General features: G+C 57.7%; 16 protein-coding genes. 10 read left to right on the top strand and 6 right to left on the bottom strand.

The annotated features are described in order from the left end of the window. The 3 genes from U5775_RS37745 to U5775_RS37735 all read right to left on the bottom strand — a co-directional run. The coding region (locus U5775_RS37745) for a GIY-YIG nuclease family protein (protein WP_322063231.1) at positions 1-531 on the bottom strand (531 nt) is incomplete at its 3' end. A 399-nt stretch (positions 532-930) separates the two neighbouring features. Further along, entirely contained in the window at positions 931-2,271 is a 1,341-nt protein-coding gene (locus tag U5775_RS37740) for a cytochrome-c peroxidase (protein WP_322063230.1), read from the bottom strand. Further along, positions 2,268-2,741 (bottom strand): FixH family protein, encoded by a 474-nt coding sequence (locus U5775_RS37735; RefSeq protein ID WP_322063229.1) that lies wholly within the window; start codon positions 2,739-2,741, stop codon positions 2,268-2,270. Before U5775_RS37735 ends, U5775_RS37740 begins: the two co-directional genes overlap by 4 nt. Positions 2,742-2,839: 98 nt before the next feature. Between U5775_RS37735 and U5775_RS37730 the strand changes: the two genes are divergently transcribed. The 3 genes from U5775_RS37730 to U5775_RS37720 all read left to right on the top strand — a co-directional run bounded on the left by U5775_RS37730 (position 2,840) and on the right by U5775_RS37720 (position 5,588). Next, a complete protein-coding gene (locus U5775_RS37730) occupies positions 2,840-3,646 on the top strand; it encodes an AraC family transcriptional regulator (protein WP_322063228.1) in 807 nt (268 codons plus the stop codon). 268 nt (positions 3,647-3,914) lie between these two features. Continuing rightward, the gene (locus U5775_RS37725) at positions 3,915-5,057 is read left to right on the top strand and encodes a hypothetical protein (protein ID WP_322063227.1); all 1,143 of its coding nucleotides are present in this window, start codon (positions 3,915-3,917) and stop codon (positions 5,055-5,057) included. Positions 5,058-5,192: 135 nt separating this feature from the next. Next, positions 5,193-5,588 carry a hypothetical protein gene (locus U5775_RS37720; protein ID WP_322063226.1) on the top strand — a complete coding sequence of 132 codons (396 nt, stop codon included), beginning with the start codon at positions 5,193-5,195 and terminating at the stop codon, positions 5,586-5,588. Between the two features lie 1,121 nt (positions 5,589-6,709). On the opposite strand, the gene U5775_RS37715 is transcribed toward U5775_RS37720, so the two are convergent. After that, the gene (locus U5775_RS37715) at positions 6,710-6,964 is read right to left on the bottom strand and encodes a hypothetical protein (RefSeq protein WP_322063225.1); all 255 of its coding nucleotides are present in this window, start codon (positions 6,962-6,964) and stop codon (positions 6,710-6,712) included. Between the two features lie 277 nt (positions 6,965-7,241). On the opposite strand from U5775_RS37715, the gene U5775_RS37710 reads away from it, so the two are divergent. From U5775_RS37710 to U5775_RS37690, 5 genes are all read left to right on the top strand, one after another. Further along, positions 7,242-7,511: a DUF1488 family protein gene (locus tag U5775_RS37710; RefSeq protein ID WP_322063224.1), complete on the top strand. Its 270-nt coding sequence runs from the start codon at positions 7,242-7,244 to the stop codon at positions 7,509-7,511. Between the two features lie 90 nt (positions 7,512-7,601). After that, a complete protein-coding gene (locus U5775_RS37705; RefSeq protein ID WP_322063223.1) occupies positions 7,602-7,832 on the top strand; it encodes a hypothetical protein in 231 nt (76 codons plus the stop codon). Positions 7,833-8,325: 493 nt separating this feature from the next. Beyond that, complete coding sequence (locus tag U5775_RS37700; protein WP_322063222.1) at positions 8,326-8,997, top strand: RDD family protein; 672 nt, start codon at positions 8,326-8,328, stop codon at positions 8,995-8,997. Beyond that, positions 8,982-9,512, top strand: a complete 531-nt coding sequence (locus tag U5775_RS37695) for an isochorismatase family protein (RefSeq protein ID WP_322063221.1) — start codon at positions 8,982-8,984, stop codon at positions 9,510-9,512. Before U5775_RS37700 ends, U5775_RS37695 begins: the two co-directional genes overlap by 16 nt. Positions 9,513-9,860: 348 nt before the next feature. Beyond that, positions 9,861-10,100 (top strand): DUF2442 domain-containing protein, encoded by a 240-nt coding sequence (locus tag U5775_RS37690; protein ID WP_322063220.1) that lies wholly within the window; start codon positions 9,861-9,863, stop codon positions 10,098-10,100. Between the two features lie 77 nt (positions 10,101-10,177). On the opposite strand, the gene U5775_RS37685 is transcribed toward U5775_RS37690, so the two are convergent. Beyond that, a complete protein-coding gene (locus U5775_RS37685; RefSeq protein ID WP_322063219.1) occupies positions 10,178-10,690 on the bottom strand; it encodes a Uma2 family endonuclease in 513 nt (170 codons plus the stop codon). Between the two features lie 320 nt (positions 10,691-11,010). On the opposite strand from U5775_RS37685, the gene U5775_RS37680 reads away from it, so the two are divergent. Both U5775_RS37680 and U5775_RS37675 read left to right on the top strand, forming a co-directional pair. Then, complete coding sequence (locus U5775_RS37680; protein WP_322063218.1) at positions 11,011-11,223, top strand: hypothetical protein; 213 nt, start codon at positions 11,011-11,013, stop codon at positions 11,221-11,223. Between the two features lie 902 nt (positions 11,224-12,125). Next, positions 12,126-12,434, top strand: coding sequence for a hypothetical protein (locus U5775_RS37675; RefSeq protein ID WP_322063217.1), 309 nt, complete (start codon positions 12,126-12,128; stop codon positions 12,432-12,434). A 256-nt stretch (positions 12,435-12,690) separates the two neighbouring features. Here U5775_RS37675 and U5775_RS37670 read toward each other — a convergent pair. Further along, positions 12,691-13,191: DsbA family protein (locus U5775_RS37670; protein WP_322063216.1), on the bottom strand; the 501-nt coding region annotated here is incomplete at its 5' end.

The raw sequence follows: 13,191 nt of genomic DNA, 5'->3' as shown, positions 1-13,191 counted from the left end.
CACCTCGAATAGGCGCGTCCTTGATTTCACGTTTACGCTTTTTCCAATTTTTATCCCATATTGTGAGCGGACCAGGTACACGTAGCCACCCGTTGGGCTGGAAATAGGCCTTACCTCTAAAGACTTGTTTGCGGGCGCCCGGGTTGCATCGAAGATGACAGCATCCGGAAATTTCTCCACAAATTCGGCCGCCAGCATGTAGCGCTTGGCCACGTCAGCCGCGAATCCGAAAAACGGTTTTTGCTGCACCCAGTAGCGCCGACCCGTCGGATTGGGCCGATAAGTGGCATCCGTCGTCGCCCATCGTACCTTCACGCCTGTGGAACCTAGCCCAACCACGATGCCCAGGCGGCTCGCGCAGCCAAGCTGCATCGCAGGGTTCCAGCTGGCAACGACAATACCGACCTTGGGTTTCAGTTGCGCCAAAAAATCCGGCGGTCCGACTACGACCGACTCAGAGCCCACTGCATCCCGCTCAATGAGAGAGTCGGGCCGGATTCTGACAAACGTCGTAACAGGCAGTCCAGCCATATACACCCCCTTGCGTAAGCAGCAGTGGACAAAGTGTAAGGCAAGCCGCGGCCGACAAAAGCGCGCTGCCAGACATAGCTCTGCAGACGTCCACGCGTCGCCGCTATTGATGAACAGCCTAGGCGCGCGGGGTAGCCCATAACCAAACTGCGGATGTACAGAACACCTATCTAAGTTTGTCGCAACGCGCTCAGCTCGCGATGCCAACGACGAGAGCATAGAATCACCCCGCCTGTGGCTATTTCCTGGCGCATGTAACGTTCGATTCACTAAGCATGCCTATCCAGGTCAGTGTCGATGGTTCTTGCGCCTGCCAGTGCTGTGTGCGCAATCGAACGGCAGGTCACGATGGTGTAGATAGTGGAGCCAATCGTCCAGCGGCTGGCCGCGGCTCGAAGTCTATCGAGGAGCGCGCTCCACGACAGGCCCTGACAGCGTGTTCAAGAACGCGACCACGTCCTGCATTTCCGCCTCCGTCAAGCGGATGGGTCTGCGGCCGGTAGGCTCCGAGTCACTCTGAGCCAGCTCGGAATGTCCGACTACCGCCGCGGGCGAACGCACATAGTGCTGCACTACCGCGTCAAGGCTCGCGAGCTGGCCCGCATGCATGTACGGAGCCCGCAGCGCCACGTTACGCAAGCTTGGAGTCTTGAAGGCGCCTTCCATGCTGGGGTCGTCGGTCGCCATGAAGCTCAGCTCCTGGCAGCCTTGTGGCAGCGCATCGCTGTAGAGGCCCAGGCAGTTGAATTCGTCCGACCGAACGCTGGTTGCGGCAGGCGCGCGACCAAGGTCCGGGTGCGCTGGGTCTCTGGGCGGAACCCCCGTGTTGTGGAAGGCCTGGTCGGTCAGGAGCGGCCCATTGTGGCACGTCGCGCATTGAGCCTTGCCGATGAAAAGGTGGAGCCCCTTGACCTCTTGAGTTGATAGCGTTTGCTGTTCCGTGCGGTCATCCGCGAGAACCGCCTCGACATACCGGTCGAACCGGGATTCGCCGTAGGTTATTGTCCGCTCGTAGGCCGCAATGGCCTTCCCGAGGTTGGCGAAGACCCGGTTGACGGCGTCGCGTTGTTCGCTCGTCATCCGGGCCCACGCCTGTTTCTCGCCGGTGCTGCCAAGCGGGCTGGCGTTGGTCGGCAAGCCCTGCAGATTCGGGAGGGCGCCGAACAGCGACTCGTATTCACGCTGGTAGTGCGTTCGCACGACTTGGGCGAATTGAACGCGGTTGCCTCCGTGCTCGACAGCATCCTCCATCGGACCCAGCGCCTGGGACCACTGACTGTCCTTGCGCCCGTCCCAGAAGAAGAACGGGCTGTACGCCGACGCGGCGACGGGCATGGTGCGGCGCTTTCCAGGGCCGAGGCCCTTTCCGACCGGGAATCCGTCCTGAAACTGGTGGTCAGGCGCATGGCAGCTGGCGCACGACACCGCACCGTTGCGAGACAGGCGCGCATCCGCGAACAGCCGCTTGCCGAGCGCTGCAGCTTCCGGCTTGTCTGCAACCGCGTTCGACGGGTCGGGCGGCGGCGCAGGGAGCCTTCGCAGGCTCATCGAAGCGAGAACGGCGCGTTCCTCCTTCGACCAGACAAGGCTGTCGGTAGCGCCGTCAGCGCGCCCAAACGCGACGAGAAGCAAGGTTAGCGATGTCAGGACCACAGACACCACGGCAAATGCACCCGGAAACCTTCTGCTCACGCTTGAGCGCGACGTCGGATGCGGGCCCGATTTGCGTTTCGGGCTCATGAAGCAGAACCTTTGCCTTGGGCCGCCACGCGCCGAATCCCGGAATCATCGACGATGACGTTGAACTCCGCTTCGTCCGCGGCGTCACCAGCCTGAATCGCAAGACGCATGTCCCACCAGCCTGTCATGCTGAACTTCATGCCTTCGAGGGCATAGACGCCAGGTGCTATCTCGCGCGTGATACGAGGCTTGGTCGGGAATCCGTGGCCATGCTGCGGCATGCCACCGCCGAAGCCAATCGTGGCTTCCGACACAGGTTTTCCATCGGGTGTCTCCACGCGCACCTGCCAGGCGTGCATCTGGTTGATAGCGGGCCCCGACGCCGGCGGGTCCATGCGGACCAGAAACTTGCCGTGGGAGCTGGGATGCTGGAGCGAAAGGTCGAGGTTCGCCGGCGGTGTGCCGCAGGCGGCAGTGAGAAGCGAAACGGCGACCGCCGCGAGTGCAGCCGGTGCTGAAAACTTGAACATGATTGGGTCCTTTACAATGAGCTGTCGGAAGTCCAGTATTTTTGGGGACCCGCGCGGAATGAACTTGAACGAAACGGCTGACTTGAGGAGGCGGCGTCGTGAAAGAACTGCGGTGTGATTCCTTGCAGCCGGCCATGACGCGCGGGTCGGGTCGCGTCTACTTCTGGCAAGGCGGCAGCCTCTGGATAGGAGAAGGCCAGGGCAGAACGCAGTGGCACGAGCACCATGCCCATCAGCTCGCCATCGCCCTGAACGGCAGCTTCCGATTTCGCACGGAGGCCGAAGGGGTCTGGACTCAATACGAAGGCGCCATCGTCCCCAGCAAATGCGCGCACCAGTTCGAAATTGATGGCGCGGCCACCCTCGCCCACCTCTTCGTGGAACCCGAGACCCGCGCTGGGCGCTCACTAACCGCGCGATTTGGCTCGAATGTCGTTACCGAGCTTCCGGCCGCAGATGCCCGAGCCGCAGCCAGGTCGCTATTCGAAGCGTTACAGTCAGGCCAGTCGGCCAAAGACATGGTTGCGTCCGCAACGTTGGTTGTCGCAGTACTATGTGAGACTGCGACCACACCGGCCGAGGAACTGGACCCACGCCTTCACCGAGCGCTGGAATATATCCGCTCAAACATCCGGAATTCACTATCACTGGGTGAAGTGGCCTCAGCTGTCTCTCTCTCAGAGAGTCATTTTCGACATCTGTTCGTCGCCGGGACCGGCAGCTCGTTCAGAGCGTACCTCCTCTGGTTGCGCATCAACCTGGCCATCGAGGCTGCCATGTCCGGCGCGTCGTGGACAGACGCCGCGCATGAAGCAGGATTTGCCGACTCGGCTCATCTGACTCGCACCCACAAGCGCATGTTCGGCTTCGAGCCGACAGCCGTGCGCCTTCAACCGACAGCGTGAGCTCCCTACGGTAGCCGCCGAGTGCGGCGCCACAGGTAGGCCAAGGGCTCTTCAAGCCGCGTTTCCAAGCTCCCTGGAAATCCACGAAATTGTCTACAACTCGCATGCAGAAGAACCCATTTCTCGGCGGGGCTCGCCACCTGCCACGCCCAGACGAAGTACGCCACGAGCACGTACCGCTGTTCGGCGTAGTCGGGTCTTTCCTAATGACGACTGCCGTGCACCGGGGGGAGACCACATCCTATAGTCGCCCCGCCTAGCCCGAGGAATGAGCACTTGGTACGACGCCAACCGTCGCAATCGGTATTCGTGGCGCATCGGGAAACCGCTGGAGGTCAGCCGCTGCGGCAGGTCGTTGGCCATTAAGTGTGCCCCTCCAGAGCCCCAGATGCGCTCGTGTTTGCCTCCAACAACGGATACAGGCGGCAGCTCGCTCCATCAAGTAAATGACTATTTCCTCGAAAACATCATTTTTCTTGACAGACATGCCATCCTTCTTGATACTCCAGCCATGAGAATGATTTTTTCCAGGAAATCATCACAAGTGACAAAAAAACTGACCAAGCAAGAGCTGTTCGACGATTACTTCCACGTTGCAAACGAAGCGTTTATGACGCTCGAAAACGTGTTCGCCCTTCAGGGCGTGTGGAAGCAGGTCTTCGGTGTTGCTGACGAGCCCATTTCGTTTTTTCAACGCCCCGAACTCGAACAAGCAGCAAAAGAGCGGGTCCGCGCGAGCAGCCCATGGCAGAGGCTCGAAGCGGTGTACGAGTACGCGGAAAATGGGATTGATGGTGGAAGACACCCTATTGATATAGTCCTGGGTGGCCAGGAAGTCCTGACGCTCGTGCGCACCGAAGAACACTGCCCATGCGACGAGTGGTACGAGATTGTGGCCCGGGGTGACGGTCGTTATTCATTGGACGATGGCCAATACATCGAACTGACTAAGGTTGCACTGTTGGCCAACGTTGACATCCGCACGGTACGCAATGCGGTCAGTTCGGGAGAACTCACCTCTCGCAAGACGGATAGCGTTGTTTTTGTCGAAAACGCTTCCGCTCGGGCATGGCTTCTCAAGCGTCGCGGATTCAAACCCACCATCGTTACTGATGAGACGTTCGAGCTCGCGACGGTTAGCTCCGCCACCCAGTTCGGCGCTGCTTTGTCTGCTCGAAGAAAGGCCATTGGTCTTGATGACCCGACCTGCGCCGAATTCGCAAAGTCCCTTAACCGCGGCACTCAAACCATCACAGAGCTCGAACGCGGCGTATTCACGCTGCCTATCGACGCTGCGTTCCCCCTCGCTGACCTTTACCGGGTGGACCGCAAGGTAATGCTGCAGTGTGTGATGCGTATCTTCTTCCCCGAACAGCTATTGATGCTTCAAGACGACCCGCAATCCGACTGAGGACTACATCGTGGAACGACACGACCTTGGCGGTTCTCTTAGCTTGTTTCAATCAAGCACAATTTCCGCAGTGCGCAGCTGCTAGAGCGCCCTCCTCGATAACGACCCACCAAATATATTTGAAGGTAAAAAGCGATGGCCCGCAATCTTCCCTATCCGGCGCACCAAGCGCTTTCCGTCATTCGTGGTGCTCTCACTCACGAACTGCCAATGCGCGCTCTTGACGAGCCAGACAGAAGCAAGGTGCAATTGTTTGAGATGGATGCACCACGCGCGAAGCAGTTCGCGGTCGTACTTGGCGACGTCAATGCGCAGACGGGGCACCACAAGGCGCAAACAACGCGGATATTGCTGGAACGCTGCGTCCTTCCGCCTATCGTTGGCGTCGAGCCGGACGACAAACCGTATGCGGGACAACGCATTGTTCAACAGAAGGACTCAAAGCTGGCCGCGCCAAACCAGGTCTCTTGCCGGGTCGCCGACGAGACCGCGCTGAAGGCGCTCATCAGGTGGTACGCTAGCCAAGCGTAAACATTTTGGTTCATCTGCCCCGGCACGACTCCAGAAAGCTGTGCCCTATCGACCGTGGCCGCATTTTGAATTGCCCAGCGCATACGCTCGATGCCCCCTATGGGCAGGCGCCTGCCACCAGTGGACTCTGACGACTCCAAAGCGTGAAGCAGTATGCATCACGGGAGGTGGCTCGCTTGGGCTTGGTTAGTAGCACGCGGCGTCCGGGTTCGTTTTCTTCAAGCGAGATAGAGCAACGTTCGAGTAGCCTCACCTTTCCGCTGACCAGGGGAACACTAACGCATCGCTCTGAATCGACGCACCGTGCCCGAAATCACCGCGCCCGCCAACTCCTTTCCTGGTAAGCGAGCCGCGCAGCGGCCCAACACGGAAATGAAACCCTAGTCAAATGCCGGTTATTCCAATGAAATCTCTTTGCAAGAGCAACAAAAAAAGGGAATAACCTGAGCATTCATGCTCATGAATATCAAAACCAACCCTCAAAAAAGATATTCTTTCTTTAGGGTTGCTAGTTTGAAACTCAAAATGTATGCATCGGGTCCCCAAGGCTAGCGCCTGGAAACCTTCCGCCAATACGGCTCCGCCAGACTATTTCGGGTCTCGCGCCTCTAGCTTCGCCAGCGCGTTCGTTATCTCAGGACCCATCCCCGTGGTACGAATCTCCCTAGCGTGCCACCGGTCACTCCTCGTCCACGCTAGCGGTCACTGGCCGATGCTCTTCAATGGAAAAGGCAGCGCGAAACGTCGGTCGGCATTGTGCTCGGCGACGCGTGACAGAGGATTTATATCATCTCGCCCAGTGTGCCGTCCATAGCAAAATCTGAAAAATCATCCAAGAAATCAATTAGATGAAAAAAACACAGTTTAACTAGCGAAGTATTTTTTTGTAAATTTCGGGCCGTTCGGCAACCAAGGGGATGGTTGCTATGGGACCAGCGCACGAAAGTCGCTGGAGCACTTTGCAATCAGCGGGACGCCGGAACCTGAATCAGGAAAGCGTGCAAGCGTAGATTGGGGCAATGACCCTTCGCCGGCAGCAGACTGGCGACCATCAAAACCGAACGCCTCGGAGCTGCCTGAGATTTGCCTCATGCCCTGTTCCGCGCCCGTTGGATGCATCGTCAATGCAGGGTGCGCTCGTCGTCTTCGTCGCGATAGCAATCGATGATGCCCATACTGTACGCCACCCCGATGCGTGCCGCCGCTGCATGAGGAAACGGACCGCCCGGGACTCGCATGACCTCCGCAGTAAGTGGCGCAAGACGTGGTTCAGATGGGTCGACGATGCGGCAAGAGATGTCAGCTTCTCCAGACGAAACGAATAAAACCTGCACATGAATCTCAAGCCCTAGATAAGCGTCTGTGAACGTCTCCATACAGGTCTCCGCGTGCCCCGTGCGAATTATCCTAGCATCCTAAACGCAGTTTTTTTGCATCCTCGATGGATTCAGCAGTCTCGAGTGTGATGCTGTGTCCGGGATTACAGGGTCAACTCCGCGCAGCGGGCTATGAACGCTTCGTCAGTTACGGGTCCACTGCTCATACCACCTGCTAGCGCCCTCTCGCGTTATTATCAGCTGTATTCAACAGATGCGAGACGATACATTTGATTGTTTGCGGCCACCATGCCCACACACTTGAAGCGCACTAACCATGGACTCCACCTTCGCCGCCGACGTCAGCCTTTCCGCGGATGGAAAGCTTGTCCTTTTCGTCATATCTGCCCGTAACCAGTCGGTGCAATGTTCAATCAGCCGCGAGGCTCTCGAGCAATATTTCTGGTTGCCGTCCGGCGCGAATGACGTGCGCACATTGAAAGCATTCGCCGACGGACAACAGCGCATTACTGCCGCAGCTGAACGGCGGATGCTCAAGTCATCTGGCGCACCGATAGCATTGACCGCAGCAGAATTCGCGAGGTAATCACGTAACCGTCGCCGAACACGACCCGCAAGATTGACTACTGACTGAATTCAGCGCAGGTTTGCAGTGTGTTTGTTCGCAGGAGCGCAGATGAAGGAAAAGAAGGCCTCGGCGGAAGCATCCGCCCTCGAACGTGTAGTGAGTGCCGCGCGCGAGGTACATGCGGCGTCCCAGCGGTTGGAAGCTCACTACGGGCAGGCCCCCAATGAACAACCATCGACACTCGAGCTGGCGCGGTTTGCAGCTGCCATGCAGGAACTAAAGGAGGCGCGGGAAGCTTTCGATGCCTTGGTCGAGCAGAGAGACCCGCCATCGCGCTAAGCGAAGCCCCCCGTCTGCGATGGGCATCGCGCAAGGCCTTTCGGCGAAGGCATCCATCGCATACGTAGCTTCCTGGACATAGGGCGGAGGCGATGAACTGCCTCCTGTTCGGCAAATACCCTGGCAGTACCAATCATATGTCCTTAAATATGCCCGCCCTCGTCAATGCTCCTCCACGTCGCGAGTAGCCCATGGGCCAGTTCCCATCAACGAACTGGATTCACTGCAACGACACCGTGGTCTCACGAAAATGCCCGGCGTGTCATGATAAAGCTTTGCTTACCGCGACCAACCCAGATGGGTGCTGAAGCAGCCGTTGCTTAACCGCCTGGATGCAAACGATTTCCAGTCCTTGTGTCTCGCGAACTTCTGACTAGCTGAGTCAGCTTTCTTCTTGAGCTGAAGCTAACGCTCGGCATGCGGGAGATTCGCGGGAAGTCGGCGCGTACCGCGTGGAAGTTCGTAATGTCAATCAACCAGGCCTAGGGTTCAGATGCGATATGCTTCCTGCTCGCGACGCGCCAGCGCGTTGGCCATCGATTCAATCTGGTGGACCGTAATCGTGCTTTTCGTCCCGCTCGGTCCACCAACGGATGAAATCCTCAAGGCGCCAGAGTCCTTCGCTTCCACCATCGTTTTGTGGCTGGCAATCGGCCAATGTATTCCCATCCTCATAACCGGCCTGCTGTGGGCCACATGGGGCACTTCACCCGGGAAACGCGCACTGCATCTTCGGATAGTCGATGCCGATACCGGACGGCCAATGACAGCGCAGCAAGCCGGTTTGCGCACACTAGGGTACCTGCTGACCTTCGCGACGTGCGGTGCCGGATTCTTGTGGGTTCTGTTCAACCGACAAAAGCAGGCGCTGCACGACCGGATAGCCAATACGGCTGTGATTGATGACGGCCGTCGACGGCGCTCATCGAAAGTGAGGTCGACCGATGACAGGCTGCAGTCACTGCCCGGACGAAACTGGGCGTGCGGATGCCTCGAATGCAGAACAGCGGTCCGCTGCAGCGGCACCGAGATAGAGACGCTCGTGGGTGGCCCGCACCGGTTTACTATGTCAACAATCGGACCACCAGCTTCGGTACACTGGCGCGCAAACGAAGCTATCCTAGAAGACGGCCCTCCAAAGGAAAGGCAATGCTGTATATGCTAGAGGCATCAGTGGTCGTTCTGGTAGACCTGCAAACGAGACTTATGCCTGCAATACATGAAGGAGCGGTGGTCGTAGCTCAGGTTGCCAGGCTGGGCAGAATCGCGCAGTTGCTCAACGTGCCCATCGTCGGCACCGAACAGAGTCCGCAGCGGCTTGGAGAGAATCTGGAGAATATCAAGAGCCTGTGTTCGAACACCGTCGTTAAGGACCATTTCGACGCAACCGCCGAAGGCCTTGTCGGCGCGTTACCTCGAGGGCGAACGAGGATAATTGTTGCTGGCTGCGAGGCGCACGTCTGTGTACTGCAAACTGTGATTGGCTTGTTGAGTCACGGCTTGCAGGTCACGCTCGTCAAAGACGCAATCGGTTCGCGTAAAACTTCAGACCGTGATGCGGCGATAGACCGGCTCGCCAGAGCGGGCGCCGAAGTGTCGACCGTGGAAATGGTCGCGTTCGAGTGGTTACGCTCCAGTCAGCATCCCCAGTTCCGCGACGTGTTGCAACTTATCAAATAGCAGGCGACGCTTGCCGAACGCTGGTATCGGCATCAAGTTCGACACGATGACGACCGCAGTCATTGGTGGCACCAGCCTCTCGGGCGGCATCGGAGCGTCAATTGGAATGCTCGCAGGCGCATTCATCATTGGTTGCATATGCAACGCGTCTGACTGTTGTGACCTAGTACCCACGTGGCGAAGGGTGGGAGGCTCGCACTGCCACAAATGAACTTGCACAGCGCGTGCCCGCGTGACAGCCACAAGTACACCCGAGAAGCATTCGAAATGCGGGGCTATTTTCTTTGCTTGGGTGACAGCCCACAACGACCTATCCTGTAAGTCCCGCCTGCCAACAGGAGACTCGCCATGCAACCCTATGCAATCGACGTCGCCTTCGATGGTCCGATGATGTATATCGACCTGTCTGACGGCCGCGCTATCCAATTGCCCCTGCGCCTGTTCCCTATTCTCGACGAGGCATCCAGTGAACAGCGCGAGCACCTCGCAATCTCTCTGGACGGCCAGCAACTATTCTGGCCTGAGCTCGACGAGGACATGAGCGTCACCACCCTGCTCAACGCTCTCGCGCGCAAGACCATGCATTGAATTCTTTATGAACTTTCGCACCGGCGTATTTATGCGCTCTTTCTGACACTCCGAGTAACCACGAACAGGGCTAACTCTTAGAAGTACATTTGCTCAAGGGAGAGCGTTATTCCGAACGCCGAGGCTTGCTGCGGGCCATACGCGTCATAGAATTCCAGTTCTCCGTGCTGACCGACAACGATGACCTCGTGGGCACCGCCCTCAAGGTAAGCCCTAACCCGCTGGGCGATGTCGTCTGGAAACTCCCGGTCGAGGAGCACCTCGACACACAAGTCTGGCACAAACGGGATTGGACCTTCTCGGTCAAACCCTTCCCACTTTTCGGGCGGCATCCAGACGACGTCAGCTATGCGGATGCCGAATGCCGGCGTCGTCACGGCGACCGACATTGCCGCCACGTGACCAATCTGCTCGGCGATTTGGCAGTAGACGTCGGTCAGAACAATCTGGCGCCTTGCTGAAGGTTGAGGAAGCGGCACAGTTTCACCTCGGCCATCCAGCTCGCAGCACCCCCACGACCCGGAATCAGAATTCGGGTGAATCCGACGCCAGGTTGCAACGAGTCCGTCCAGCTCGAGAAGAGTAGACACAACGACAAGCCTCCAATGGGGGAACCCACTAAGGGTAATCCCTTTACCAGCACGTGAAAAGCGCTAAATAATTGTGCGTTGCACAATCGACTCATGCGACGTGCATGAGGTGTGCTATTTTGCCGTTATCTGCCTGATGATTAGGCCCAACGCTCCTCGCAACAAGATGGCTCGAGGTCAAGGTCTGGGTTTTGCCCCTATTTATGCTGCATGGCAGCAAAAAGGGCAGCAGAGGGGCGTGACGTCGAATTCTCGCTGCTGACGAAGGCAGATTCGCATTGGTGCCGTGCTACCGTATTCGATTGAACACGAGAAGTGAAATGAAACTCGATGAGGAGACATTCCGGCGACTGCGCCGGCTCGCCCCGGTACTAGACGACATCCTCAACGCTGGAGAACTCGAACATGTGGACCAAGCGGTGAATCTCGCTGCGCTCGCGCGAATATGTTCGACCCTGTCCGACACCTACTACTCCATGCATCCTGATGAGTCGGCGCAAGCAAGCGTCGACGGGGACGAGCCGCAAAAATAGCATCGTGCTCTCCACGCTCACCAGTGTCCTCAGCTTTTTCGTTGTCGCGCCACGCCAGCGCCCCTCGCTGCGCCGCGGCCAATGGTAGCGTCGTCATAGGTCCATCCACGCGAAATCAGGCCATTGACGCGTGTTCAGCCCGCTAACTAGCGCGTAGACAGACTAGAACGCATGGCGCCACGCGTTTAAAGCATGGGTGTTGGCCTTTTGCGGAGTCGATGCGGCGAAGTGTTCGTCTGAATCCAACATCGCGTCGCTCTTTAGCCCGAGACACGCCTGGATGCCGATTGCGCCGGAAGCCCGGCATACATGGGCGCCCGGATGAGGCTGCGCCCATCAGCACAGTCTTTGCGTGACAACGCCTGCTCGATTCTCTCTCGCCGCCCATCCAACGGAGGCCAACGTGCTGGCAACGAAAGCGTTTACCGAAACCTGCGTCATTGACGGCATTGCCGTCACACTCACGTTCTTTCCTGACACCGGCGTATTGCGAATCACCGACGCCTTTGGTCGCCGAATTAGGGAGACGCGATGGTCTTCGTCTTGGGGAAACCTCGTCACGACGCTCCGCGAGGTCACCGCCCTTCCGGCAAAGTGCTAACGATATGGGGTACGCTCGAAGCATGGTGTCCGCAGCGCATAGCGTCGGTCTTGATACGTATCAAGACCCGCCTCACAGCACCGGGAGACTTGGAATTCCTATGGATAGTCCAAGGGCCGCCACGCGTCGTGATACAAAAGGTAGCTTCGATGGTGTTTATAGGTCTCCACCGATAGAACTCAACGAGAATTCAATATAAAGGCTGCTGATGTGTAACGGACGAACGCTAGACGTTCGACACCGAAATCGTTAGTCTGGAAGCACTTCATGAACAGTCTGAGCACCGTCAAGGAGCTAGCACATGGAAGTGAGCATCGAATCGCTTGTTGACCTGCTGCGCGAAATCGAAGCAGAGGACCCAATTGACTATGCGGACCTGCCCTTTGGTGAGCAGGAGCTAAGGCGCCTTGTCATGAGCTCGCTTGTGGAGCGACACCACGTGGTCGAAACTGTGATGTCGGAGTCGGACCTCCATGCGATGTACCTACTGAGCACCGCAAAGCTCGTTCTTGAGAACACGGTGCTTCACGCTCGCCTGCTTTTGCTTCTGGGGCAGAAGGTCGACGTTCAATCGCTCCTGGCCACATTCACCCTCAAAGGCAAGAAATAGCTAGGGTGGACTGAACGCCGACAAGGTAGCGCACGCGGCCACACCGTAACGACCGTCATAAATTGCCGAGACACGGATTCAATATGCTTCTCTGCTCCGATAAGCACAGTTGTGGCGAGCTACCTCCGCACCCAGCCCCGGAAAGCTCCGATAGGCATCAGTGATAGGCAGGTAGTAGTAGTCGCTGACTTTTTCACATCGGTAAGCCGCAATGAGACGGCGCGAGACTATGCGAAGAAAAATGCTCCGAACTCCCCTACCATATGCAACCATCCGAACTGCACGACTGTCCTTCTGGCTTGTGCGCACCGATGTCCGCCATACTCTGACGCAACGCCCGTTCGAAGACCTGCGTGGGTTGTGCACCCGATATATACGCTCGTGAATTGAAGACGAACAGAGGCACACCACTTGCGATGGCGTTTGCCTCCATCTCGTCCTCCTTGATTTCAGCCCGCTGCGGCTCACCTTCAAAGTCGACCCCGTTGGGATTTATTCCAGCATCGGCACCAAGCTGTGAAAGCACTGCACGGTCAAAGATGTTTTTACCGTCTGCGGTACCCGCCTGAAAAAGCATCTCAGTGATGCGCGCTTTTGCCTCTCTGGAAGGCGCTGACTTTACGAGTGCATGTGCGTCCACCGTATCTCCGAACAGCATTGACTCAAATCGATACCTGAGGCCCACCAACTCAGCCTGGTCTGAAACCGCACGCATCATTTCGGCAGCCTGTCTGACCGAGCCAAATTTTCGCGCAAG

Source organism: Paraburkholderia sp. J63, assembly GCF_905220245.1.
In the GTDB taxonomy this organism is placed as follows: domain Bacteria; phylum Pseudomonadota; class Gammaproteobacteria; order Burkholderiales; family Burkholderiaceae; genus Paraburkholderia.
This window is presented reverse-complemented; position numbering and strand designations above follow the sequence as displayed.

Excerpts from the sequence above, each read along its gene's own strand:
- U5775_RS37735 (WP_322063229.1), bottom strand. The coding sequence starts at position 2,741 with ATGTTCAAGTTTTCAGCACCGGCTGCACTCGCGGCGGTCGCCGTTTCG.
- U5775_RS37740 (WP_322063230.1), bottom strand. The coding sequence starts at position 2,271 with ATGAGCCCGAAACGCAAATCGGGCCCGCATCCGACGTCGCGCTCAAGC.
- U5775_RS37720 (WP_322063226.1), top strand. The coding sequence starts at position 5,193 with ATGGCCCGCAATCTTCCCTATCCGGCGCACCAAGCGCTTTCCGTCATT.
- U5775_RS37690 (WP_322063220.1), top strand. The coding sequence starts at position 9,861 with ATGCAACCCTATGCAATCGACGTCGCCTTCGATGGTCCGATGATGTAT.
- U5775_RS37675 (WP_322063217.1), top strand. The coding sequence starts at position 12,126 with ATGGAAGTGAGCATCGAATCGCTTGTTGACCTGCTGCGCGAAATCGAA.
- U5775_RS37695 (WP_322063221.1), top strand. The coding sequence starts at position 8,982 with ATGCTGTATATGCTAGAGGCATCAGTGGTCGTTCTGGTAGACCTGCAA.
- U5775_RS37725 (WP_322063227.1), top strand. The coding sequence starts at position 3,915 with ATGAGCACTTGGTACGACGCCAACCGTCGCAATCGGTATTCGTGGCGC.
- U5775_RS37710 (WP_322063224.1), top strand. The coding sequence starts at position 7,242 with ATGGACTCCACCTTCGCCGCCGACGTCAGCCTTTCCGCGGATGGAAAG.
- U5775_RS37700 (WP_322063222.1), top strand. The coding sequence starts at position 8,326 with ATGCGATATGCTTCCTGCTCGCGACGCGCCAGCGCGTTGGCCATCGAT.
- U5775_RS37680 (WP_322063218.1), top strand. The coding sequence starts at position 11,011 with ATGAAACTCGATGAGGAGACATTCCGGCGACTGCGCCGGCTCGCCCCG.
- U5775_RS37705 (WP_322063223.1), top strand. The coding sequence starts at position 7,602 with ATGAAGGAAAAGAAGGCCTCGGCGGAAGCATCCGCCCTCGAACGTGTA.
- U5775_RS37715 (WP_322063225.1), bottom strand. The coding sequence starts at position 6,964 with ATGGAGACGTTCACAGACGCTTATCTAGGGCTTGAGATTCATGTGCAG.